At 46.8% G+C, this 23,522-nt stretch carries 20 protein-coding genes; 3 read left to right on the top strand and 17 right to left on the bottom strand.

The annotated features are described in order from the left end of the window. Position 1 precedes the first annotated feature (1 nt). Both GON05_RS11825 and GON05_RS11820 read right to left on the bottom strand, forming a co-directional pair. Positions 2 to 1,792, bottom strand: a complete 1,791-nt coding sequence (locus tag GON05_RS11825; protein ID WP_185157206.1) for a sensor histidine kinase — start codon at positions 1,790 to 1,792, stop codon at positions 2 to 4. Positions 1,793 to 1,811: 19 nt separating this feature from the next. After that, positions 1,812 to 2,828: a response regulator transcription factor gene (locus tag GON05_RS11820; RefSeq protein WP_157319354.1), complete on the bottom strand. Its 1,017-nt coding sequence runs from the start codon at positions 2,826 to 2,828 to the stop codon at positions 1,812 to 1,814. A 203-nt stretch (positions 2,829 to 3,031) separates the two neighbouring features. Here GON05_RS11820 and GON05_RS11810 point away from each other — a divergent pair, with 203 nt between their 5' ends. Further along, positions 3,032 to 4,381: an MATE family efflux transporter gene (locus GON05_RS11810; protein WP_157319352.1), complete on the top strand. Its 1,350-nt coding sequence runs from the start codon at positions 3,032 to 3,034 to the stop codon at positions 4,379 to 4,381. A 17-nt stretch (positions 4,382 to 4,398) separates the two neighbouring features. On the opposite strand, the gene GON05_RS11805 is transcribed toward GON05_RS11810, so the two are convergent. After that, the gene (locus tag GON05_RS11805) at positions 4,399 to 4,851 is read right to left on the bottom strand and encodes a GNAT family N-acetyltransferase (RefSeq protein WP_157319351.1); all 453 of its coding nucleotides are present in this window, start codon (positions 4,849 to 4,851) and stop codon (positions 4,399 to 4,401) included. 50 nt (positions 4,852 to 4,901) lie between these two features. Beyond that, on the bottom strand, positions 4,902 to 6,275 hold the full coding sequence (locus GON05_RS11800) for an aminotransferase-like domain-containing protein (RefSeq protein ID WP_157319350.1): 1,374 nt from the start codon (positions 6,273 to 6,275) through the stop codon (positions 4,902 to 4,904). Between the two features lie 121 nt (positions 6,276 to 6,396). Here GON05_RS11800 and GON05_RS11795 point away from each other — a divergent pair, with 121 nt between their 5' ends. Further along, a complete protein-coding gene (locus GON05_RS11795) occupies positions 6,397 to 7,263 on the top strand; it encodes a DMT family transporter (RefSeq protein WP_157319349.1) in 867 nt (288 codons plus the stop codon). A gap of 702 nt (positions 7,264 to 7,965) precedes the next feature. Here the strand turns inward: GON05_RS11795 and GON05_RS11790 are convergent. The 8 genes from GON05_RS11790 to GON05_RS11755 form a co-directional block, all read right to left on the bottom strand. Beyond that, on the bottom strand, positions 7,966 to 8,916 hold the full coding sequence (locus tag GON05_RS11790) for a DUF1861 family protein (protein WP_157319348.1): 951 nt from the start codon (positions 8,914 to 8,916) through the stop codon (positions 7,966 to 7,968). A gap of 46 nt (positions 8,917 to 8,962) precedes the next feature. Next, positions 8,963 to 9,970, bottom strand: coding sequence for a glycoside hydrolase family 130 protein (locus GON05_RS11785; protein WP_157319347.1), 1,008 nt, complete (start codon positions 9,968 to 9,970; stop codon positions 8,963 to 8,965). A 27-nt stretch (positions 9,971 to 9,997) separates the two neighbouring features. Further along, positions 9,998 to 11,560, bottom strand: coding sequence for an extracellular solute-binding protein (locus GON05_RS11780; protein WP_157319346.1), 1,563 nt, complete (start codon positions 11,558 to 11,560; stop codon positions 9,998 to 10,000). 85 nt (positions 11,561 to 11,645) lie between these two features. Beyond that, entirely contained in the window at positions 11,646 to 12,521 is an 876-nt protein-coding gene (locus GON05_RS11775; protein ID WP_127455767.1) for a carbohydrate ABC transporter permease, read from the bottom strand. A gap of 31 nt (positions 12,522 to 12,552) precedes the next feature. After that, complete coding sequence (locus GON05_RS11770) at positions 12,553 to 13,449, bottom strand: ABC transporter permease (RefSeq protein ID WP_309492383.1); 897 nt, start codon at positions 13,447 to 13,449, stop codon at positions 12,553 to 12,555. Positions 13,450 to 13,621: 172 nt separating this feature from the next. Continuing rightward, positions 13,622 to 15,289 carry an extracellular solute-binding protein gene (locus GON05_RS11765; protein ID WP_157319345.1) on the bottom strand — a complete coding sequence of 556 codons (1,668 nt, stop codon included), beginning with the start codon at positions 15,287 to 15,289 and terminating at the stop codon, positions 13,622 to 13,624. 12 nt (positions 15,290 to 15,301) lie between these two features. Then, positions 15,302 to 16,843: a response regulator transcription factor gene (locus GON05_RS11760; RefSeq protein WP_181646582.1), complete on the bottom strand. Its 1,542-nt coding sequence runs from the start codon at positions 16,841 to 16,843 to the stop codon at positions 15,302 to 15,304. Then, positions 16,824 to 18,710 carry a sensor histidine kinase gene (locus GON05_RS11755; protein WP_157319343.1) on the bottom strand — a complete coding sequence of 629 codons (1,887 nt, stop codon included), beginning with the start codon at positions 18,708 to 18,710 and terminating at the stop codon, positions 16,824 to 16,826. The genes GON05_RS11760 and GON05_RS11755 overlap by 20 nt, the downstream gene beginning before the upstream one ends. A gap of 309 nt (positions 18,711 to 19,019) precedes the next feature. Here GON05_RS11755 and GON05_RS11750 point away from each other — a divergent pair, with 309 nt between their 5' ends. Further along, complete coding sequence (locus GON05_RS11750; protein WP_157319342.1) at positions 19,020 to 19,298, top strand: hypothetical protein; 279 nt, start codon at positions 19,020 to 19,022, stop codon at positions 19,296 to 19,298. Between the two features lie 432 nt (positions 19,299 to 19,730). Here GON05_RS11750 and GON05_RS11745 read toward each other — a convergent pair whose 3' ends face one another. From GON05_RS11745 to GON05_RS11725, 5 genes are all read right to left on the bottom strand, one after another. Then, complete coding sequence (locus GON05_RS11745; protein WP_157319341.1) at positions 19,731 to 20,243, bottom strand: hypothetical protein; 513 nt, start codon at positions 20,241 to 20,243, stop codon at positions 19,731 to 19,733. Between the two features lie 131 nt (positions 20,244 to 20,374). Continuing rightward, on the bottom strand, positions 20,375 to 20,605 hold the full coding sequence (locus GON05_RS11740; protein ID WP_157319340.1) for a hypothetical protein: 231 nt from the start codon (positions 20,603 to 20,605) through the stop codon (positions 20,375 to 20,377). A gap of 42 nt (positions 20,606 to 20,647) precedes the next feature. Beyond that, positions 20,648 to 21,979, bottom strand: a complete 1,332-nt coding sequence (locus GON05_RS11735) for a hypothetical protein (protein WP_157319339.1) — start codon at positions 21,977 to 21,979, stop codon at positions 20,648 to 20,650. Positions 21,980 to 22,181: 202 nt separating this feature from the next. Continuing rightward, on the bottom strand, positions 22,182 to 22,574 hold the full coding sequence (locus GON05_RS11730; RefSeq protein ID WP_157319338.1) for a DoxX family protein: 393 nt from the start codon (positions 22,572 to 22,574) through the stop codon (positions 22,182 to 22,184). 165 nt (positions 22,575 to 22,739) lie between these two features. Further along, the gene (locus GON05_RS11725) at positions 22,740 to 23,114 is read right to left on the bottom strand and encodes a hypothetical protein (protein WP_157319337.1); all 375 of its coding nucleotides are present in this window, start codon (positions 23,112 to 23,114) and stop codon (positions 22,740 to 22,742) included. Between the last annotated feature and the right edge of the window lie 408 nt (positions 23,115 to 23,522).

The raw sequence follows: 23,522 nt of genomic DNA, 5'->3' as shown, positions 1-23,522 counted from the left end.
TCTATCCTGTTTCTGCTATTCTACGATAGGGCAATCGAATGGATACAACCGTTCCTTGTCCTGGAAACGAATCAATTCGAATCCCGTACTTACGGCCATATCGCAGAACAAGCCGGGCATGTACGTTAGAGAGACCTAATGAGCCGCTGGCAGAAGGAAAGCCGTTGGGACTCTCAGACTCCTTGCGCAGCAAATCTTGAATATCCTCTAACTGAGCCTCGAGAATCCCTTTCCCATTATCCGCAATTTCCAAGATCAGATCTCCACTTTCTTCAAAAGCATTGATGATGATCGTCCCTTCTCCGCCATTGGGTTCAATGGCATATTTGACGGCATTTTCTACAATTGGCTGCAACGTCAACTTCATGCACAAGCAATCATAAAACTTCTCATTCACCGAGATGGTACGGATAAACGACATAGGAAAACGAAGCTTCACGATTTCCAAATATTTCGCCATAATCTTCAGCTCGTCGTGAAGGGTGACCTCTTCGTTTTCGAATCTTGCCGTATAACGATAAACGTCGGCTAAATTACGCGAGATTGTCTCAATACGTGGCACATTTTCTAGAAAAGCCATACTTTTGATAATCCCCAGCGTGTTGTATAACAAATGGGGATTTATTTGATTTTGCAAAGCCCGAATCAAGGCTTCTTTTTGCCTAAGCTCCAGCTTCATCTCTTTCATTTGAAGATTGGTGACCGTCGTCATCAATTGATCCAGTCTAGAGACCATGTGATTGAAGCCCACATTCAGACTCTGCATTTCATCCTGCTGATTGGATAGGTACGCCCGAACATTCAAATCACCGGTCGACACTTTCGCCATTAAATTTCGCAAGGTAATAACCGGCTTGACAAACCGGCTAGTCATGAGCGGAATAATCGTCACAATAATGATGGCTACGGCTAGAAACGCGATAATAATCGACCGCTCCACAGCTTTAGCTCCCACTTCCATCTCACTTTTAGGAACCATGGAAACGACGTGCCAGTTCATCCGATTCGTTTTATTAACGGATATCAGCCAATTTTGCCCATTCCAATTCTGATTAAAAGTTTCGTTCCCTTCATTCAGCTGAAGACTGGACAGTGGCGTATTAGCCCTAGGGATGCCAAGCCATTCGTCATTCGGATGGTAAATGATGGTATCATCTGGCGATACGACAAAGAAGTAACCCGTATCCCCGATCCGCACGTCTCCGAAGGAAGCACTGATGTTTTTGGGCATCACATCAATTACGAACCTGCCGATAATATCCATCGTCACGGTGTCGTAGACGGGTTTAACAATAGAAATCACCGCATATCTGGGTTGTTGCGGATAGTTGGTCAAATGAGTAGGAATGATTTGGATCTGTTGATCATAATCGAGCGAAAACCACGGCTCCCGCCAGTAATAGGACGACTGGGAATAAAAAAAGCTGTTCATCGACACCATCTGGTTATTCGTGGACATCAGAAACATACCGACGATTTCCGGGTGGTTCATCGCAGTAAACTTGCGCATCTCCTTCTCAATCGCTTCGGTTTGCTCTGGCAATAGGGACTGGCCGCGCAAAAACGCTTGGAATTGCGCATTCGCAGGCATGGGCGCAGATGTCTGAATGATTTGCTCGATATAATCATTCATTCGGTAACTGAACCGTGAAGCGGCGTCATTGGATGCATCCACAAATTCACGTTCTATCACTTTTTGAAATCCTTGATTCGATATCAGCAGGACAACAAGCAACGACAGCAGGTTGAGCAATAAAAAGCCAATCGTCATACGTGTTTTAATCGAATGCATTTTCGTTTTTAGCAGCATGTTACAAACCCATTCCTTTCCGAAAATCATTCGGTGTCATGTCCGTCAATGCCTTGAACACTCTATTGAAATAAGGAAGTGAAATAAAGCCAACCATCTCAGCGGCCTCATAAACTTTAATGTCATCCTCCACCAGGAGCGCCTTCGCTTTCTGAATCCGGACACCGTTCAGATAGTTAACGAATGATTGATTCGTATGCTGCTTGAATAAATAACCAAAGTAAGACGGGCTCAAATTCGCAACCTGAGCTATTTTGACCAATGTCAGCTGCTGCATGTAATGGCTTTCAATATAGTCGGTTGCTTTGCGGATGACTGCTCGTATTTCAGCATTTGCCGATTGATTGGTCTGCAGGGTCAACGTCTCCAGCAAGCTCTGAAAATAGCGCAAAATATCGTCATGATGATCCCAAGCCGGTCGAGCAGGCAACTCGCAGCTCATCTTATCTCCCTTGATCAATTCCGTTAATTTTCCCGCAAAAATCTCCAATATCGTTCTACGTGTTCCTGGGCGAGCCGATTGCAGCTTGCGAATTTCATTCAATATGCTCGTCAGCTTCGCAAGCCGTTTCTTCGCGTCCCATTCATGCATCTGCTCAAGAAAGCTTACGATTTGCTTGAGATATCCTTGCATCTCCTTAAACATGGCCATCCGGTTCAATGACCGATGCAGCGCATCCTTGAGTTCTTCCTTCATAAGCGGCTTCAGCAAATATTCCGAAACGCCATACCGCACGGCTTGCTGGGCATAAGAAAAATCGTCATAACCACTTACAATTATGGAAACGATCGGAAGCCCCGCCTCCTCTATATCACGAATGAGCTCTAAACCATCACGTCTCGGCATCCGGATGTCCGTCACGAGAATTGCAGGCCACAGCTCGTGAATCATATTCCAAGCATCCTCGCCGTCCATGGCTTCACCGACAATCTCAAAACCTTCACCGATTTGTTCGATCATTTCAACCAACTCACTGCGCAACCATAGTTCATCTTCAGCAACAACGATTTGTACCATGTCGGATTCCTCACTTTACAAAAAGGTTGCGATTATCATACCACTATGAATTATGTTAATAAATCATTAAGACGTAATATTCTTCTTTTACGGAGTCAATATAAGCAATGATTTGCCCACATTTTGCAAAGAAAACGGTTTCATCATCCCCCAAGATAAAGAGAAGATTCAAATTGCGCAGCATTGAAGGAGCTCTTTTACCCATGACTATTCCAAAAAAACTAGGCCTATTTGCCATTACGTGGCCTTTATTTATTGAATCATCCTTGCAAGTGTTTATGCGAACTTCGGATACGTTCATCGTGAGTCATATTTCGGATGAAGCCGTTGCAGCGGTTGGCGTTAGCAATCAGCTCATTATTTTTTTATTTTTGCTGCTGCAAGTCATCTCAACCGGCTCAGCCATCGTGATTTCACAATGTTTGGGCGCGAATAAAAACAGAGAAGTCAAGAAGTTTGCCGCTGGAGCCATCGCGCTTAATTTCCTGTTCGGCTTTCTGGTCAGCCTGTGTATCGTATGCTTCAGTAGACAGCTGCTGCAGCCCTTCGGGTTGGAGCCAGCTGCACTGGAGCAGGCCCGCATCTACTTCTCAATCGTGGGCGGCTCTTTATTTATTCAGGCCGTTAATCTGACCATTGCATCCATCACACAGGTGCATGGGTATACAAGATATACAATGGCGGTCAGCTTAGGCGTTAACCTGATAAATTTGACCGGCAGTATTTTATTTGTTTTCGGTCCTTTCGGCTTTCCCAAACTCGGCGTGCCGGGTGTCGCGATCTCAGCAATCGTCAGCCAATTCATTGGACTCCTGGTGTACAGCATCATTTTAAGGAAAATCGTTCGATTGAACTTATCCTTCAGCAACTTCTACAAAGCTAGATTTGCAGATCTGAAAAAAATATTGACCATCGGGATTCCGACAGCCGGTGGCTCCCTCGTCTATTCGATCAGCCAACTGATGACGACCTATTTCATCACGCAGCTTGGCGCTGAGATGCTTTCCACCCGGATTTATACCCAAAATATCATGACATTCATTATGGTGCTGGCCATCTCCCTTGGACGGGGAACTCAAATTATTATCGGCCGACTGGTCGGCGCCGGGGAAAAGGAGGAGGCTTACAGGCAGTTGTTTCGCAGCTTGCTGCTCAGCTTACTGCTTTCACTTGCCGCGGTCACCTTAACCGTTTTGTTCAGAAAGCAGCTGATCGGTATGTTTACGGATAACGTCGAGATCATTACACTGGGGGCGTTTTTGCTAACGTTTGGTTTCCTACTGGAGCCTATACGCTGTCTGAACATTGTGATAGGTGAAGCCCTCCGGGCTGCCGGTGATGCGCGATTCATTCTCCTTATTGGCGTGGGTGTCATCATGGGACTGTGTGTCCCGTTGACCTATTGGGTAGGCATTCGTCTAGGGTACGGACTCGTAGGGATGTGGGGTGTATTCATCATGGATGAAGGCTTGCGGGGGCTTCTCTTATTATTTCGTTGGAAAAGCAGGGCCTGGGAGAACAAAGTGTTGGTCACCAGGGAGGAAGCAGGCTAGATGGAGCCATCTAGCCTTTATAAATCTTGAGATAGCCGAATCATATCGATAACTTGTATCCCATTTTCAATAATTTCTTCCTCATAATGTCTAATAAAAAAGTCCTTGTCTATGCCCGTTATTCTAAAACCGCATTTCTGATAAAGGGCCAGCTGACCAACACTCGAATTTCCGGTGCCTACCTCCATGGTTTTAAATCCGAGTCCCGTGGAAATTTGTATGGCATGCTTCACGAGCTGTTTTCCGTAGCCCTTGCCATGATGGCCTTCATCAACGGCTATATTTACTAATTCTATTGTATCGGGTCTTGTTGGCAGCAACACATAGACACCTACGATTTGATCATGCAATAAGCCAATGAAGCATTGCCCTCTTTGTAGATAGCCTTCGACAAGCTTCTGTGAAGGATCCGCTAACAATAGCAGCTCTAATGGCGGTTGTTCATTCTTTTTTAACTCTCGTATTTGCATGTTTATTACGCCTCAATTCTTATGAAGTGCTCAAAAGTTCTCAAAAGTTCTTAAATCCATGCGAATGGCTTAGGGGAACTGCTTGTAGGTTGGGCACGCTCCAATTCTTCGGCAATGATGCGAATGCCCTCTTCCATATCCTGTTCGTCAGTCCGTATGATGCTAAGCCGCAGCAAGTTCATTTTGGGAAAAGAAGAAAGATACTGCTGATCGGATGGCACCACATCAACTCCCCGAATCTCCAACCGCCTGACCATTTCTTCTGTATGAGAGCCCGGAAAGCGTATTGCAGCGAAAACCCCTCCGCTAGACTTTACGGAATATAAAGATTCTCGTGGCAATAATCGCTTTGCAATTTCCCCTAATGTTTTTATGCGATGATGGTACAAGGATTTCATTTGCTTGGCATGATGCGCATACATCCCGGACTTCATGTAAATCTCCAATACACCTTGAGAAAGAACCGAGGTGCTCAGATCCGCCGTTTGTTTATGCAAGTGGAGCGAAGGAATTAACGAATCCGGCACCGCTGCCGCAGCAAGCCTTAAACCAGGCAGCATCACTTTGGAAAAGCTTCGTAGATAAATCACATGACTAGCGCCATGATATGCACGAATTGGATCTGCTTTCGAATTTGTTTCCAGATCAGCCAGATAATCATCCTCAACGATGTAAACGTCGTAGGCTTTGGCAAGCTCTGCTAGCCTCTGTTTTTCTTCTTGCGTATAGGAAGTGCCTAACGGATTATGAAACCGCGGAATGGTATAAAAGAACTTGATCATATTGTTTTGAAAATGGCGCTCCAAGGCTGCCCAGTCCATCCCGTCAGGCGTTCTTTCGATGCCGATAACCGTTTGATTTTGGGCTTTTAATGCAGCCAACATTCCCCAATAGGTTGGTTGCTCAACCAGAATGTTCGTTTTTCCGTTGGGAAAAGGCATCCCGGATAGAAGATGAAGAGCTTGCTGCGCGCCTGAGAAGACAAAAATTTGCTGTTCGGAGGCGAATACCTGCTGCTGTTGAAACAGTTTCAGAATCTCTTGGCGAAGCGAAAGTAAACCTTGCGGATCGGGATAGGTAAAAATGGAAGCCTCAAATAGATCCATTGCTTTGTTCATGCATTGACGAAAGTCACTTTGTGAGATCGATGAGGGATCTGGAGCAGCGGAGGCAAAATCGATTCGTTTTGTTTGAATCAAAGGAAGCAGCGCTTCTTGGGCAACAACAAAGTAACCGCTCTTCGGACGGGAATACACCAGATTTTTGTTTTCCAGTTCCTGATACACGCTAATGATGGTGTTTAGGCTGCAATCATATTTCTCGCTCTGCTTCCGGATCGACGGCAGTTTTTGACCAGGTTTAATGAGACCGCCCACGATGTCAGAGCGGATGCTCTGTATGATGGATTCCTTTTTACTTGTCATACATGCACCTCCAAACAATAATCTGTACCCATACAAACCACAATAACCTCAGTGTACACCGTCCATTGTACCTAATATAATACAAATCACCAAGTAAAAGATCTATTTGAGGTGATTTAAAATGAACAAAACGACAAATGGCTGGTTTAGCGGAATGCTGGGCGTACTTATCTTCAGTGGATCTTTGCCGGCAACACGTTTGGCTGTCATGGATTTCCACCCTTTGTTTCTCACCGTATGTCGAGCCGCTATAGCTGGTGTGCTGGCGGGCGCGTTACTCCTCATTTTCAGGCAGCAACGGCCTATCAAAAGTGACATCGTTCCTCTATTGTTAATAGCGCTCTGTGTGGTCGTAGGGTTTCCCCTACTGACGGCCCTAGCGCTCCAATATGTCACGGCCTCGCATGCGATAATCTATGTGGGGCTTCTGCCACTATCGACAGCGATTTTCGGTGTATGGCGAGGTGGTGAACGTCCACGACCGATCTTTTGGGTGCTATCCGTCTTGGGCAGCTCCCTTGTGGTCGGATTCGCTTTAATCAATGGAGCTTCATCTTCGTTTATCGGTGACGGGCTCATGCTTGCGTCTATTATCGCGTGTGGTTACGGTTATGCGGAGGGGGCTAGACTCTCACGGAGATTAGGGGGATGGCAGGTGATCTCTTGGGCGCTTTTCTTATCGCTTCCCGTTATGGCACTGCTCTCGTTGTATTTCAAGCCGGATTCTTGGTCCAGTACCAGTGTTACATCGATCCTGAGCCTCGCCTACGTCTCCTTATTCAGCATGCTCATCGGTTTCGTTTTTTGGTATCGCGGTCTTGCTCTAGGAGGAATTGCAGCTGTCGGGCAGCTGCAGCTCCTTCAGCCTTTCTTTGGTCTTTTATTATCCGCATTATTATTGCACGAGTCCATTGGATGGCCCGTCTTTATGGTCAATATGGGTGTGGTGTTGTGCGTGGCGTTTGCTCGGCGATTTGCGGTGAAATAGGAACATCTGAATTACTGCCAATTTGCGTTACCGAGACATCTGGCGGAGGGGGCATCCTCATAGGAGAGGTAAGCTGGCTGGCTGGCCACTTGGAGGAACTACAGGGCGCTATTCTAACAAATTAAGCCCGTTTATGCGTTCAAGCGGAACTGCAGGGCCCTATTTGACCGCCTAACCCCGATTTCTTCAAGAAAACGGACAAATAGAGGACGTCAGTTCCCCTCCACGTGACGAGGAGCCTATTTCGATGAAATAGCTCCCTGTAGTTCCCCTCAGAGAGGAACTGCTGGAGCGATAACAGCGACTGTGACAGCTATGTTGTATTTTGCGCAACCAACTGACCGTAAAGGGGCCTCACTTCGCCTCTATCTTGCACTTCATACAACGATTGTTGCATTTAAACCGCTTACTATTCACCTTTTGCAACAAATGGTTGTATGATGTGCAACGAAAGACCGCAATCGCGGTCTGATCACACCATTCCGTTGTATGTAATACAACGTAGCCCTTCAACTTTGCTGCACAGCCATATTTACAACGAAAAATATTTGTTTGAGTAGATTCGATTCATTACTTATCTTTTAACAAAGCCTCCTATTAAAGCTAAAACGCCAATTAGCTTTAATAGAAGGCTATAGAGCGAATGATTGAACTAAGCATACCAGCTTGCCCAATCAGCCGCAATTAAGACTTTCAACCCATCTAAACAATACGCCCATATCCCTCAAATGGATAGTCAATCGTAATACGCCCCGTGTGGCAATCGCCAATGCCGCTGTATAGATCGGCTTTGCCGTCAGGTCGCATGGCAATTCCAGAAGCAAAAACGCAGTCGACCAACTGCGGCATCTTGGCAGGTCCCGGAGGATAGCAAGAACGGCTTCCAATCAAATGAAGGTTGGATGACTCCCGGGTGGTTGGATCGAAGACCAGGGCCATGTTCAGGTACACCTTTACTTCCCCGCCGTTCTCATCCTTATCCGTGTAGCAAATGTGGCCAATGACGCCAATTTTACCGCTATCGAGCAGATAAGCCTGATTAACACCTCCCCATTCGCCTTTCCCAAAAATACCGTAAATGTACGGTGCGTCATCAATAACTTCCGCGGTCAGATCCTCCAGTCTGTCAATGATCGTGAAGCCTATCATGGATTCACTCCCATATTTGACACTCATATCTGCTCTGCGAGGGCGCGAGAACACGCCGATCTTGCCGTCCTGCAGCGGAACAAGACGAATATCCTTCATTTTGTTAGGTCCGGTAGTGAAATAGTACAAATTGTTCAGATCAGTGCCCCGGAAGAAATAGCCGAAAAATGTGCTGTACTTGCCACGCTCATATTGTACATGAGTTCCGCCCATGACCAGCTCTTCACCGATTTCAGTAACATAAGGATCTTCCAGCGTATAGATCATGCTGTCTTTCACTACAGCCCATTCATCCTGCCCCGTCTCCTCAAAGAGGCGGACCCAAGAGCGCGCCCATTCCTCACGGCGTTCTATCCGCCCGAACAAATAGCGCTTTCCATCCCGGATGAACGGAATAGAAACATTGTAGACATCAAAACCGTCCACGCCATGAAATACCAAAGTTGCACTTTCATATATCTTTTTTGCCGTTTCAAAAGCTAGTTTTTGCTCCTTCAGAGTCATTTCGCCACACCTACCCTTGTTCATCCATATATTTAGTTAGACTGGCCTACAAGCACAGTCGGAGCAAATCATCCACATCGGCGGTCGCCAAGCATTCCACCGTATCTGCCGCACCGTAATAAATTTTCACTTCGCCTGAAGGCTCCAAAATCATTCCGCCCGGGAAAATCACATCGTTGCGGAACCCGCCGGATGTCTCGTACTCCGCTTCCGGAGCAAGCAGCGGCGTCCTACTCATGCCCACAATTCGGCTCGGGTCATCGAGATCGAGAAGCATAATGCCGGCTGAATAGCGTTTTTTCCACGTCGGCTCCCAGCCGTTTTTGCCGCGCGCGCGGTCGATATCCACGGCATGGAACGTCGTCAGCCAGCCCTTCGCGGTCTTGATCGGCGGCGCACCTGGGCCGACTTTATCGTTGGCAAACGGCACGTCCTCCACACCCAGCACGAGCTTGGAGTTGCCCCAATAGCGCAGGTCTGGCGAGTCACTCAGCCACGTGTCAAAACGGTCAACGCCGCCGCGCCCGTATACTGGGAACGGTCGTTCCAACCGAACATACTTGCCGCCGATTCGTTCCGGAAACAACACCATGTTCCGGTTATCCGGCACGGACATGCTGAGCACGTCAAAGCGGTTGAAGTCGTCCGTGACGGCAATGCCGCCTCGTACTCCATGCTTCGTATCAACCGCAAAGCACATATAACATCTGCCATCGATAACGGTTAATCTCGGATCGTAAACGCGAACGACTTCTTCATCATTCCAGGACCAGACTGGTTGCGGCTGCACATTCCAATATACACCGTCATCGCTATATGCCAGCCCCAGGTTCGTCGTGCTGGCAGGTTCGATGGTTTCCGCTGTGGCATTGCCGTAATCATTGCGGAACACCATTACGTATTTCCCTTCGTATTTGGCAACACCCGCATTAAACACCATCGCCGGGCCGTAAGGTACATCCTTCGGTGATAGCAACGGATTAGCCGGATGACGGTGAATGACCGGACTGGAATGCAGCTGGCCGATAATGGTTTGGTTCGTGTTCAAAGACATAGCAGATTCTCCTTTGTAATGTCGCTTTTATTTGCCCAACTTGTTCATATAGTCGATGTATTCTTTCTCAGCATCAGCAGTGGCAGGATACCATTCCTTTTCCAGGAAATCTTTGAATTGCTGCAATGAAATGGTTCCGAGAATGTACTTCATCTCCTGATCGTCCTTTTTCTTCATAAGATCAGGGATCGTTTTGCTCAAATTCGAAATTTTCGGAGACCGCACAGCCGGTACGTTGATGACCGTCATCTCCTTCATCGCATCGTCAAACTGCGCCTTGTATTTACTCAGCCGTTCCGGGGTATCGGCGTTCTCGATGAGTGCCGGTTCACCATTGACGGCATTCGCGAGCGTCATGTACGTACTTGTCGTGCTGGCCAATTTCGTCGTTTCGTCGGCGGTACGCGATATACTTTTCGTTGCGGGATCGTAACTGTCATAGGTAAGGCCTTTGATCCCGATTTGGAACAATGTGTTAGCTTCGGCCGTATTCCCCCAGTCTAAAAACTTCAAGACGTCATCCACGTGTTTCGTCGATTTCGGGATCATCCATCCGCCCCACGTTGCCGGTGTCACCCAATCGCTCGCTACGCCTTTGCTATCTTTCAGAACAGCATGATACGTAAACTTTTTATCCGAATCCTTGTCTTTGGACAGGTTGCCCATGACGGTATATTGATGAGCGTAATTGATACCAACGCGGTTTTGGTTCAATTTATCCTGATCGACGTAAATTTTGTTGACCAGAAACTCCGGATCGATCAGCTTATCGTCGTTCAATTGTTTCATATACGTCAGGAAAGGGATGTACCCGGACATTTTCTCTCGGATTTTGTAATTGCCGTCCGTATCCTTCGATCCGTTCTGGATCGGCAAGTTGAAAGCCGAGGTCAGGAAGTTAGACGAGTTCCAAATCGTATTACCGCCTAGCGTCGGGTTGGAGAAGCTGACACAATACGTATCCGCCTTGCCGTTGCCGTCGGGATCACCCAGCGTAAACGCCTTACACACGTTCGTAAACTCGTCGATCGTTGTCGGCGCTTTCAAATTCAGCTTGTCCAACCACGTCTGGTTAATCATATAACCCCAGTGATTGACGACGTTCGTACGTGGAACAATGTAGATTTTGCCGTCGTTTACGGATTTGACGCTGTCCCACATTTCTTTCGTGATGTTTTTCGTCAGGTTCGGATATTGAGCAATTTTGTCGTCGAGCGGTGTGAGCAAACCGTTCTTAATCCACGTTTCCATATTGGAATCGGCGCCGCCCCAATTGTAGACTAGATCCGGCAGATCACCGGAAGCCATGAGAACCTGCAACTTGTCGTTGTAATTGTTGATCGGTGGTGCTTCCACCGAAAGCTTGACGTTAGCCAACTTGTTCACTTCGGCGATAACCGGGTTATTGTCAACGACGATCTGCGCATTGACCCTGTTGAACATACTGATGCTGACCGGCTCATTTGTGCCAGACGATTTGCCCCCGCTGCTGCTTGACGTTTCCACGTTCGATCCGCAACCTGCGACGATGGCCGCCAATAGCGCTACGCTGACGAAGGCGCTAACTTTGCGTTTATGCTTCATTTTCATTTTCCAAGACTCCTTCGTAGAAAGTTATATTACAACTGCATGAGAATACAGCTATAATCGAAAAACATTGCCGATCCACGCCCTCTTACCCCTTAATGGAGCCGACGAGCAGACCTTGCATGAAAAACCGCTGCAGGAACGGATATACGAGCAAAATCGGCAACGACGCGAAAATAATAATCGCCATCTTGATCGTAAAAACAGTCACGCCGGCGCTGCTGGCGTCCATCGCATCCTTGGCGAGCCCACCGTCGTCCACGACCAAATCGCGCAAAATCAGCATTAACGGCCACAAATCCCGCTTGGACGTATACATAACCGCTGGGAAAAACGTGTTCCACTGCGTCACCGCGTGAAAAATGACGAACGTAGCGATGGCCGGCTTCGACAGGGGCACGATAATTCGCGATAACACTTTCAGCTCGTTGGCGCCGTCGATGAACGCTGCCTCCTCCAGGCTAGGCGGGATGGCGGCGACGAAATTTTTCATCAAAATAAGGTTGTAAGCGCTGAGTACTCCGGGCAAAATCAAGCTCCACAGCGTGTTGTACAGATGCAACGATTTCACCAGATAAAAGTTCGGGATAAGCCCACCGTTAAAAAACATCGTGAACGTGATGAGCATAAGCACAGCATTTCGGCCTTTCAGATCCGTTTTGGATAGCGGATAAGCGGAGACCAGCATCAAAACGATGTTTATCGCCACGCCGATGAGCGTAATTAAGATTGTGTTCCTGTAACCGGTCCACATCAGCGGCATGTGCAAAATTTGCTTGTACGCGCCGAACTCGATATGGCTCGGGATAAGCTTCATCGGATTTTCCAAGTATTCGGAATAAGGCGTAACGGAGAACGAAGCTACATAAATAAACGGGAACAAACAAGCTAGAGAGAACAATGTAACGAACAAATAATTGACAGCATCGAACGATTTGTCCCCTATGGATCGGATTTTCATCATAACCACCCTCCTCGTCGACCTGCAGCACGGATTACCATATACCGTCCTCCTTCAGCAGCTTGGCGATACGATTACCGGCGAGCAGGAAGATGAGCCCGATCACAGACGTGAAGAGTCCGACAGTTGTACCGAAGGAGAACCTTCCGCCGAGAATGCCGACCCGATACGCATACGTCTCAAACACTTCAGACACATTCAGGTTCATTGGGTTTTGCAGCACGAATATTTGCTCAAAACCGTTGTTCATCACTTGCCCAAGCCGCAAGATCAGCAAAATGACAATCGTCGACTTGATGCCTGGCAGCGTCACGTACCATATCTTTTGCAACCGGCTCGCGCCGTCGATGCTGGCTGATTCGTACAACTCCGAGTTAATGCCGGCGATTGCCGCCAAATAGATGATGCTGCCCCATCCGGATTCCTTCCAGATGCTGCTAAGCACGACGACGGGGCGGAAATAATGCGGATCGGCGAGAAAAAATACCGAATCGATACCTAGCTGCTTCAGGAAAATGTTGACGAGCCCCCATGCCGGCGACAGGAAGTTAACGAGAATACCGCCGATCACCACCCAAGAGATGAAATGCGGGAGGTAAATGATGGTCTGCGTCAGACGCTGGTACGCCATATTGCGCATCTCGTTTAGCAGCAAGGCCAAAATGATTGGCAGCGGGAAACCAAACACAATCCGCAGTACACCTAAATAAAAGGAGTTCCAGAACACTTTGTAAAAATCGCTAAGGCCGAACATATACTTGAAATTGTCGAACCCAACCCATGGACTATGGATAATCCCCTTCGAAAAATCAAAATCCTTGAAGGCCATCAGTACACCGTACATCGGCACGTAGTTGAATACGAGGAAATAAACGACGCAAGGCAGCAGCAGCAAATACAAATATTTCTTCTTGTTCAAATAACTAAGCACAGCTATCACCTCCACTTTTGTTTTGTCTTGACCAGTTTAATACTTACGTCCCCCCGCAACATCTAGGAATTATGGGAATCTGGATAAAATCTTTAGTTCGCTTGAAAGGGATACAAAAGAGCAGCAGCCCGAAAGCGAAGGCTTCCGAGCTGCTGCTCTGATTCCAATTCATTTATTTTCCCTGTGCGACACGCTGCTCCTTAAAAATGCTATAAATGTCTTTCGTCAAAATGATACTGTCTCTGTCGTGCGCGTAAAAATCCCGATACCAATCGTCAACTTGTTTGCCTCCGGCCTGCTCCCAGGCTGCAATGGCATCCCGTTTCGCCTGCTCCGGCGTGTAATCCGGCGTTACAATCGCTTTGATCCAGATATCGCCTGTATCCACATCCACCTGATTTTTCGTAGCATTCAAAATCGCCTGCAGCTCCTTGGGCAGCTGCGGCATTTGCTCGGCGTTCGTCGGGCCGGCGATTGGCAGGGAGAAATCGACATACTCCGAATTCAATTCAAACATATTTTTGACTTCGCGCTGAAGCGGATCGCGCACATCCAGCTTCTCGGTGGCGTAATAGCAATTGCCGGCCAAGATCGGTGAAGCTAACATCGCAAAATCGCCGGTGGCATAATTGAATTCCGTCCTCCATTTGTCCAGATCCGTCACAACCGGGCATTTGCCCGGCTCGGTCCTGCTGTGGACGCCTTCAAACCCATAGTACATCGTCTTCATAAAATTATCAGAGGATGCGAAGTCGACGTACTTCATCACCGCTTCCGGATGCTTCGTGTCGGCATTGACGACTGCCGTCATTTGAATCGGATTGACGAAAACCGAGTTGAACCTCCCCACCGGTGTCGACGGATACGGGATGACAGTCAGTTCGGCATTCGGCACGTTCCGCTTCAGTGGCGCGTAAGTATCCGTATAGAAGGTGATCGGCACATTAAATTGATCCATGTAGATACCAATTCGGTTGTTTAGAAAATCTTGCTTCGCCCGTGCCCCGTTCTTGTCACTCAAAAAGTTCCGATCCACCAGGCCTTCGCTGAACAACTTCCGTTTGAACGCTATTAATGCCTCAATATTATCCCACCCGTGCACGAGCTCGCCGTCCTTGACGACGAAGTCTGGGTACGTGACGCCAAACATTTCGCTTAGAACATAACCAGAGTTATAGGGTAAAGCAATACCATACGTATCATTTTTACCGTTGCCGTCGGGGTCTTGCTCCGTGAACGCTTTGGCTACTTCGTAAAGCTCATCTGTTGTCGTAGGGACTGCCAAATGGAGTTTCTTCAGCCAATCGGCTCGTATGAAGATGCCTCGCGTCGGAATTGTCTCGTTAATGCGCCCGAACTGATACAACTTTCCATCCGCTCCAGTACCCGCTTTGCGCAGTACCGGATACTTACTCAACAGTTCCTTATAGGTCGTGCTGTACTTCTCAATCATGTCGTCGATCGGTCGCAGCAGTTTGCGGTCGATCAACGTATTTTTTATTTGCGGCGCATACTCCAACATAAGGTCCGGCGCTTCCCCTGAAGCGAACAGCGCGTTCAGCTTCTGTTCCGACTGAGATCGCGGAACAGCCACGAATCTCGCTTCCACCTCTCCGGTTTCGTTGATCCACTTTGTTATTTTGTTATTTTCGATCGTCCCTTCGCTGGACGGGATATTGCCACGGTCATAGATGGTCACCGTAATTTTGTCTGGCGTCGAAGCTTTCGGCGCGTCTTCGGCACGGTAATAGCTCGGGCTTGCCGAGCAACCAGCTGTGGCAACAATTAGCGCACCAGCCGCCAGCAGCGGCATGGCCGCACGCTTCAGCACATGCAGCATCTCCGCTCCCCCTTATATAGTAATGTGCTTGCGGTATTCCTTTGGCGATAAGCCGGTATTTATTTTGAACAGTTTAGCGAAATAATTGGGCAAATCGTACCCGACTCTACCCGAAACTTCCGTAACGTTCAGATTCGTATTGGACAGCAGCAGCTTCGCCTTGTCCATACGCACGTCAATTAGGAAATTGACGAAGCTGCGGCCGGTCTCTTTCTTAAACAGATGACTGAAATAAGCGGCGTTCAAATGAACGTGCGAGGCGACCTGCTGTAACGAAAGCTGCTCAGCATAGCGCTCTTCGATGTAACGGACCGCCCGCAACACTGCGTTAGAGCTGTAACGGTTTTGCCATTCCACATAATCCTGCATAAACCGCTCCGTCTCTGCCTTCATCCAAGCGCACACTTCATCTCCACTGCGGCATTCGTTCAGCTTTCCGATACGCTCCGTCAAAGCGCGAGCCTCATACTCCCGCTCCAACTGCTTACGTGCTACGTCCTGCAGGGCGAAGCTGAGCGACAATGCCTCAATCGGCAGAGCTTCAGCGTCCATAGCTCTCATTTCTTTTATCAGCTCATCCAAGTACTGCTGCAGCGCTTCCGCTTGCCCAGCCATGATTAATGCCGCTGCCTGAGCGCCAATGAGCTGCTGCCGGACACGGTTGACCGGCAGCGCAGCTTCCGGCTTGCCGCCCTGATCTGCAGAGACACGGCTCTGCGTGCTCTCGGCCAGTGCCGCCTCGTACAAGTCGGCGAGCTCGCTGAGACTGCGGACGTGGCCGGCATTATGAACGAGGACCGTCAGACCGAGCAATTGCCGCACTGTGCTGCAAGCTGCATCCAGAAGCCGCTCCTCTTCGGCGCTAGCTTCGGCAGGCAGAAGCAAGGCGAAACGTCCGGCTTCAATTAACAACAGCGTGCCCAAGGTCTCATACACATCAAGCAGCTCGCCCATAATGTTAAGGACTGCGTATTGCAAAAGCGGCACATCACGCTTCATATACCCACGATCTTCAGGGAGGAAGTCGGCAACATGCAGCACGAACAACCTGCTGCAGCGCAGCTCCCTTTCCAACTCGGGAGCCGCTTCTTGGCGATACGGAAAACGCAGGAACACGGCGCGCAACGCGTTTTCCTGCCGGAGCTGATGCTCGCTCGCCTCCTTGCGTGCGGCCATCTGCTTCTTTTGCACAAACTCATCCGCCTTAGCAAGGGCTTCATGCATATCAGGTTTGCTGCACGGCTTGACGAGCAAATCGAGCGCCCCGCTGCGAAGCGCTGTTTGCGCATAATGAAAATCTTGAAACCCCGTAATGACAATGAACTCGATGTCCGGGAAGACGGCCTTCGTGCTTCGGAGTAGTTCCAAACCGTCCATGACCGGCATCCGGATATCCGTAACGACGAGATCAGGTTGAAGCTCAGCGATGAGACTCTCCGCCACCAAGCCGTTCTCCGCCTCACCGCAAACTTCCCAGCTCGCTTCGCTGCCTGCGATCATCTTGGCGAGGCCTTTGCGGAATAAAGGTTCATCTTCAACTAGCAGAATGCGCATCAGGAACCATCCTCCTTTCCTCTGTGTACTCCATTTCATAGGGTAGTTTGATTTGAATGAGCGTCCCTTGCCTCAACCGCCGAATATCCATTCCGTAAGACTCGCCGTGCACCAAGTAAATACGTCGCAGCACGTTACGCACTCCGAGCCGCTCCCGTTCACCACGTTCGTCATACAAGGTCCGGTCGTCGAGCAATTGATGGATCATTTCAGGAGAAATTCCGTATCCGTTATCTTCGATTTCAACCCAAATCTCGGTTTCCCGTCTGCTGACACGAATCGCGAGCCGCTTGCTCGCCGTCTGATCCATAAACGCATGAACAAATACGTTTTCGACAAGGGGCTGCAGCAATAGCCGCTGCATACGGCAGCTTAAGAGCTCCTCTGGAGCCTCGATACTGACATGCAACTCATCGCCATGCCGTGCTTCTTGAATCCTGATATAGTTGCGGATTTGCGCAAGCTCGTCTCGCAGTGTACTCGACGTCGATACGGGAGCGAGCGAATAGCGTAGTAGATCCGACAAGCTGGTGACGAGCGCCGCTGTTTCTTCGTCGTCGTAGAGCAGCATGATTTTCCAATAAATCGAATTAAGCGCATTGTGCAAAAAATGTGGATTTAACTGTGCCTGCAAAGCCTTGAGTTCGGCTTCCTGCTCACTCAGTTTGCTGACGTATACCTCCTGAATGAGCGACTGAATGTCTGCGACCATTTTGTTAAAACTGTCGGTGAGAAAAGCAAACTCATCATTGGACGTACGTGGGAGGACGGTCCGTAGGTTGCCTTCGCGCACCCGCTGCATCGCCCTCACGAGCACATGTAGTGGTTTCAGCATTTTGCCGCTGAAGAACGATACGCTTACCGCCATTAACACGATACTAACTAGCCCGAATGCAAGAGCCAGATGATAGACCTTGCGCCCCTTAGCCTTAATATCGTTGAGCGAAATGCCGCTAACCAGCTTGAACGAGCGGGGTTCGTAAACGCTTTTCACGAACAAATAATCGTTGCCGTCGCGATGCTCGATGAAGCTGCCCGGCCCCTTACCCGGGGCGGGATCGAAAACGGGACTGCCCTCGGGTTCCCGGCTGTACAGCAGTCGATCGTATTTATCGTAAATATACGCCCCGGCTGTTTGTCCCGCCATGAGCGGATCTAACAAACTGCCGAAGTATTGTTCGTCAATAATGAGGATCAGCATGCCGTATACCGTCTGCTGCTCGGTCGACTTGAGCCAACGCGCAGCGACAAGACTGCTCTTCTCCCCGGTCGGCTCGTAGAAATCCGGGATGTTCATCCGCTGCCAGACGATTTCTGCTGAAGTATTGGTCATCCCCTTTTTAACCTGCTCGTAAAAATCCGGAAACTGAAGCTGAATGGAAGGGTTCGCCTGGCTGAAATACATGTTGTAGCCTTGCAAATCAACGATGTAGACGGCACGAATGTGCGTCGTTTCATTCTTGAGCGGCAGCAGAACATTCTCAAGGTTCCGCTCCAGCATGAAATTGCGATACTCGACACTTTCTCCGGCTGCCGGTTCGGCGTGCATATTTTGCACAATTCGTTCCACATAAGAGTTGAAAATCACAAAGTCCGTGATGCGGTAAATATCCTGTATTTTGGAGCCGATCTGCTCAATCGTTTGCTCGCTCGTTTTCAGATACTGCTTGCTGATCTCACTTTCGAACAAGTTCAAATTCATTTTGTACGATATATAGCCGGTGACGAGCGAGCAAATTGTAATAATAACCGAAAGCGACAATATTAGCTTCACTTTGAAGTGCTGATTGATGTATTGGAGCACATTGGTATGCTTCATCATAGCTGTTTCCTCTTCCCGCAATAACAGACATTGGCTTTCCCCCATTATAATGACTCCTCGTCACTCTTGCAGCCAGCAAAATTGCAAAAATGGATAAAATTTTTAGATGTTTAGATATTGGGTTGTGTAACGTCAAACAATCTTCACCGTTTTGGTGAAGATTGTTTGATGGCACACGACCCAGAGTAATTTCATAAGTCCTTGGCGCGTTGAGATTAATCGCTAAGGCGACTCACCAAAAACTTTTCCAAAAGTTGAAACTTTATCCAATCAATCGAGTCTTATAATGGAAAAGAATAATGATTTGATTATAGCGAAAGTTAAAATTCTACAGCGAATAGGTGTGGTGTTTACATGGATAATTATGGAGGAAACAAAGAATTACATGATTTATTATGGGAAAAATTAAAACAATATGACCAAGATTTTTCTAGTAAATTCTTACTAGATTCGCTAAAAAGAGTGGATCGACACCGTTTTAAAAATAGCTTTATAGAGACGATTGTAGAGTTATTTCGAACACCAGCGTTTTGGATATATCTGTTTTTAATTATTATGTTTATTCCACTAATCTTTTTCTTAATTATCTGGATTCTTGGAGAGGCTAGACAACGGCAAATATACTTTTTATGACATGCTATGAGCATATCACCTATATTCAACTATAGTTCTCGTTAATTGAATACAGGATTTCTATGCCTTCCGAAATGATTTCAAGATAAGCATCATCTTCATCACGCCAGTTTGCAAAGCGAAACTTACGATATGGCGCGTTCTTAACCAACTCACTGATGGCATAAAGTATCATTCCGAGAGGTCTATTAGCATTAACGCTTTGCAGTCCAATGAACTTTATTACTATTGTACCTCCTTCATAACCTTTTAAAGTTACCGAAAGAATGGTGTCTTCCCAGAAAATACCCTCAATTTTACTATCATGTATCCTATAATCACCTATTTAAGCTAAAAACTCATTTTCTTCAGTATTCATCAACCTAAGCCTCTTTCCCTAAATGGTACAGACTCAGGGATGGTTCCCCGATCTGGCTTTCCCGTTGCCGATAATCATTTATCGTACTTCGGGTAATACTCTATGAATAAATATTTCCAATCGTTCATAAAGTCACTTTGAAATGTTCTATTGTAGTAGCTAATGTGTAAATTCCAGAAATCAATTGAATTACAGTAATAATTACCTAAAATGAATGATGGATAATTATGTACCGAACTTGCCATAATCCTTATTTTTTCTGTTTCTTCCTGATCCATTACATTTATTAAACTTTCTAATATGTACTTAATGGGTTCAATGCTCTTATAAATCTTCTCAATTTTTGTAGCTCCACTAAATAATCTTAGTTTCTTAAGTATAGAGATAATTTTTGTTTTATACGGGTGGTCTTCAACTAATTTTAATTCATTTATTAACTTGTTTATGGAACGATAATTAATTACCAAGTCTTTATGTAACCAGGATTGATACTTTTTTAAAAGATTATAAAGCACAGGATTTTTTGGATCAGACCTAATAAATATAAAAAGGTAAAATAACGATTCCATTAAGTTCTTTGCATACATCTTCTCTAAAATTATAATTCACCTACTTTTTGTTGGTTCATTAATTACGTATTCTAGATTCGTCAAAGTGATAAACTATCCTCCCGTTTAACATAAGAAAAAGACCCACATCAAAGAACTGAGGGTCTAAACTATCCTAGCAGCACACTTACCAGGTACCACAAGAGGTTGCACGTGGCAGCCTGCATTCGTTTCTCCATCCAAGCCTCCACAGCCCCAACCCTTGGTTCAATACTATCCCAACGGTTCATACAATGATAAAGAATCATTTCCAAATCGTTTTCATTCTGCGCCTGAATCCCCCATAGGTATGAAGTTAACGCTTTCAGCTTGTATCCCGTATTCTTCCGGTGTGTTTCCATTAATCCCTTTAAATCACTTACTCCTTTGTTTATAAAAAACCATTATCTCTGCGGGTGAGTCGTTTCCTGATTACTGATGAATGTATTCATATCCACCGACTTGATGCCTTCGGCATCCAGCAGCTCTTTTATCCGCTTCAAATGCAAATCGCCTAGTCCGTACAATAGATAACCGTCACTCTTAGCTTTCTTAATATGCTGGAACATGGAGAAATCACGGGCCTTCTCCGCCTTCATGATTTCTGACCCCTCAACGTCATAATCCACCTTGGCCATATGCCAATTAGCTTCAAATGCGCTCTTGTCCGCTGCCGATGCACGAGCTTGCTCCTCTTGAATCTTCATTGTGGCATACTCCGTCAATTCCTGCACGAATGTAGTAAACAGATTACTGCTTCCCGCAGTCAGCATTGCATCAACCAAAGGTGCTGCTGACTTGTTATCGCCTTCAAGGCTAGTTGCGGTGTTTCTCCACAAATCTTCCTGAGCTGAGTACGTCTGATAGAGGCCAGAATCTTCCTCCGCACTTGCGGCAAACCGAATAGCCATACCCAATAAATTCTTTTCCGCTTCCGACCCCATAATCTGATAATCATGTCTGACTTTAAGACCTTGCATGCCTCTAATGATTTTCGGATAAAAGCTTTCAGCATAATGCGATTTAGTCCCCGGGCCGGTGCCGACGCCACCAAACTTCGCATCGCCGATTGCATCACGTTGACGCATATTTGCTTGCAGTTCAGGATTGTCGTCAGCTTCTGCAGGATGTTCTGTATATCCTTCATACATGAACTTGTCAGTTCCCACAGCTTTGACAACATCATGCAATGTGGTGGCCGTATGTTTTTCCCCGATAACCGTCAACTCATTCGGAATACGAATCCAAGTACTCGTCTTCTCGACGTAACCAATTTTCTCTGTGGTATTTGCAGCATACTGGGACATCTCATTTTTGCTGTTAAAATAGCGCGACTTGTTATCCTCCATCATCGTTTTCACGTTACGCTCGCCTGAGCCTTCGCTGCCGCGGCCCGATTTGCTTTTGTTCCGGTAGCCGCCAAAAAGCGTTCTTTTAATGTAAACCTTGCGCTGAATATCCGCTTGAGTGGCTGAAGGAGCCGCTTGAATCGAGTCAGCAGTGGCAATCGTCTCATCCGGCTTCTCAACAGCCTTGGTTACCTTCGAATGCTGTTTAAACAGTTCAGCGACCGAGCGGTTGCCTATTGTACGCTGCAGGTGCATCATCTGCGCCGGGCTCATCGCCTTTGGGTGCCGTCCTACCGATACGTTTTCAAGTGTACTCGATGAATTGGAGGCAGTAACAGTAGGAGCATTATGCTGAACGATCTTACCCGATTGTACGTGCGATTGCATTAATACCTCTCCTCCTCGATTGATAGGTCTTTCGATTATAAGGGAATGTCATTATGAGACTCCTTCTCTTAATAAACTACTGCAGTTCAATAAAAGAATAATGAAAGATTCGGCTATAAAAAGATCAAAACCGCGCAGCATTTATCTGTGAATAGGGCATTTTCCATTTAAGCTTAACTTCGTATAAATTGCCCCCTTCACACTACTGTTGCAAAGAAAAAATTTTGCGTACTTGCTCATTCCTCAACCAAAGACCTCCCCAAACCAATACTGCCAGATAGACAGGAAAAAGAATCGTGGAGAAAAGCGGGGCATCTAGACGAACCTGAGTCGCAATTACGCCTCCAAAATAACCGGTCAACAGTATAGCACCCAGAATCGTTGTACGTGGCACCATATAAAGAACGGTTGACAGAAGTCCGAGTATGCCCATCACATAAATATGATGTTCCTGGAAACCAAGCGAATTGACAGAATCAACAACAAATGAAGGTTTAAATAATTTCATGATACTGTCAAGCAACATAAATAAAATGGCTATTCCGCTCATCACTCTCGCCGTCCATAGCCGTCCTTTAGAAATTGTTCTTGTCATTGTCCAACTCTCCTTTAACTGATTCACTAAAATTTGTCCTTCTAAGAGTACAACGAATAAACACTGCTGAAATCGACATAGGGGAAATTTTTTGTAAAATCTCCTTGCACTGCAGCCATGTTCTTACACTCTATCTCACCGATACCGCGGCGGAGTAGATGTTTCTCATGGTTTTAGCGGTATAACGTCATATCCAAACTTACTGAGTATTTCTAGCCCATCATTGAAAACTATTCTGTTTGCCCCATTCCAACCATTCTCCAGACCATACTGAATAAAATGCTTAACTATTCTTGGGTAATGTAAATTGAAATTTTCAATATCGCCTGTCCCAATCTTCCTTAAGGGGAAACCAACTAAAAGAGGGCTCCCCGTAATTGGGTCGTCCCAAGTACAAAAGTGGAATAAACAGATCATGTTCTTCAGTTTCTTTAACGATATTGAAAGAGAAACTTCACTTACACCTTGATTGTAATGATTGTTAATCACAAATACATATTCTTTTTCTCCAACAATAATTTGTCTTATTTTTTTCTTCATGCTCTTAGCTCCTATTTGGAAATTGGAGTGTCATTAATATCTTAACACATATTGGAAGTATCCAACTCCATCTGATTTTGGTGGGATAAAACAGTATCCATGGAAATAAGAGGTCCGGTTCCCCTCAGCTTGGCCTCAGCCTCGGCCAAGCCCCCCCGCCAACTTGCCAGGCTGCACCCAATGGCATATAGCGGAACCTGAGGGCACTATTTGTGCCCTCAGTGCTGTTCCCGGCTTTCCGGGGAACTACAGGGCCTTATTTCTATGTATTTGGTGGATTATCCGCCCAATACATAGAAATAAGGGACCTCAGTTCCCCTTCCCCTCACAAAGTGGCCTATTTCGCAGAAATAGTTAAAATGAACGAAACCGACTGCCACTTTGCGTATACGTAGGTTAATTTTGAGA

The sequence above is a fragment of the Paenibacillus anseongensis genome, assembly GCF_009757995.1.
Classification (GTDB): Bacteria; Bacillota; Bacilli; order Paenibacillales; family NBRC-103111; genus Paenibacillus_E; species Paenibacillus_E chondroitinus.
Note: the sequence above shows the minus strand (reverse complement) of the source record. Positions and strands in the feature narration are given on the sequence as shown.

Bases quoted from the DNA above. Each gene is read 5' to 3' on its own strand.
- GON05_RS11790 (WP_157319348.1), bottom strand. From the start codon at position 8,916: ATGACTCTGAAGGAGCAAAAACTAGCTTTTGAAACGGCAAAAAAGATA.
- GON05_RS11755 (WP_157319343.1), bottom strand. From the start codon at position 18,710: ATGGGGGAAAGCCAATGTCTGTTATTGCGGGAAGAGGAAACAGCTATG.
- GON05_RS11775 (WP_127455767.1), bottom strand. From the start codon at position 12,521: ATGATGAAAATCCGATCCATAGGGGACAAATCGTTCGATGCTGTCAAT.
- GON05_RS11805 (WP_157319351.1), bottom strand. From the start codon at position 4,851: ATGCAAATACGAGAGTTAAAAAAGAATGAACAACCGCCATTAGAGCTG.
- GON05_RS11820 (WP_157319354.1), bottom strand. From the start codon at position 2,828: ATGGTACAAATCGTTGTTGCTGAAGATGAACTATGGTTGCGCAGTGAG.
- GON05_RS11800 (WP_157319350.1), bottom strand. From the start codon at position 6,275: ATGACAAGTAAAAAGGAATCCATCATACAGAGCATCCGCTCTGACATC.
- GON05_RS11760 (WP_181646582.1), bottom strand. From the start codon at position 16,843: ATGCGCATTCTGCTAGTTGAAGATGAACCTTTATTCCGCAAAGGCCTC.
- GON05_RS11785 (WP_157319347.1), bottom strand. From the start codon at position 9,970: ATGTCTTTGAACACGAACCAAACCATTATCGGCCAGCTGCATTCCAGT.
- GON05_RS11740 (WP_157319340.1), bottom strand. From the start codon at position 20,605: ATGGAAACACACCGGAAGAATACGGGATACAAGCTGAAAGCGTTAACT.
- GON05_RS11810 (WP_157319352.1), top strand. From the start codon at position 3,032: ATGACTATTCCAAAAAAACTAGGCCTATTTGCCATTACGTGGCCTTTA.
- GON05_RS11765 (WP_157319345.1), bottom strand. From the start codon at position 15,289: ATGCTGCATGTGCTGAAGCGTGCGGCCATGCCGCTGCTGGCGGCTGGT.
- GON05_RS11745 (WP_157319341.1), bottom strand. From the start codon at position 20,243: ATGTATGCAAAGAACTTAATGGAATCGTTATTTTACCTTTTTATATTT.
- GON05_RS11780 (WP_157319346.1), bottom strand. From the start codon at position 11,560: ATGAAAATGAAGCATAAACGCAAAGTTAGCGCCTTCGTCAGCGTAGCG.
- GON05_RS11825 (WP_185157206.1), bottom strand. From the start codon at position 1,792: ATGCATTCGATTAAAACACGTATGACGATTGGCTTTTTATTGCTCAAC.
- GON05_RS11735 (WP_157319339.1), bottom strand. From the start codon at position 21,979: ATGCAATCGCACGTACAATCGGGTAAGATCGTTCAGCATAATGCTCCT.
- GON05_RS11795 (WP_157319349.1), top strand. From the start codon at position 6,397: ATGAACAAAACGACAAATGGCTGGTTTAGCGGAATGCTGGGCGTACTT.
- GON05_RS11730 (WP_157319338.1), bottom strand. From the start codon at position 22,574: ATGACAAGAACAATTTCTAAAGGACGGCTATGGACGGCGAGAGTGATG.
- GON05_RS11725 (WP_157319337.1), bottom strand. From the start codon at position 23,114: ATGAAGAAAAAAATAAGACAAATTATTGTTGGAGAAAAAGAATATGTA.
- GON05_RS11750 (WP_157319342.1), top strand. From the start codon at position 19,020: ATGGATAATTATGGAGGAAACAAAGAATTACATGATTTATTATGGGAA.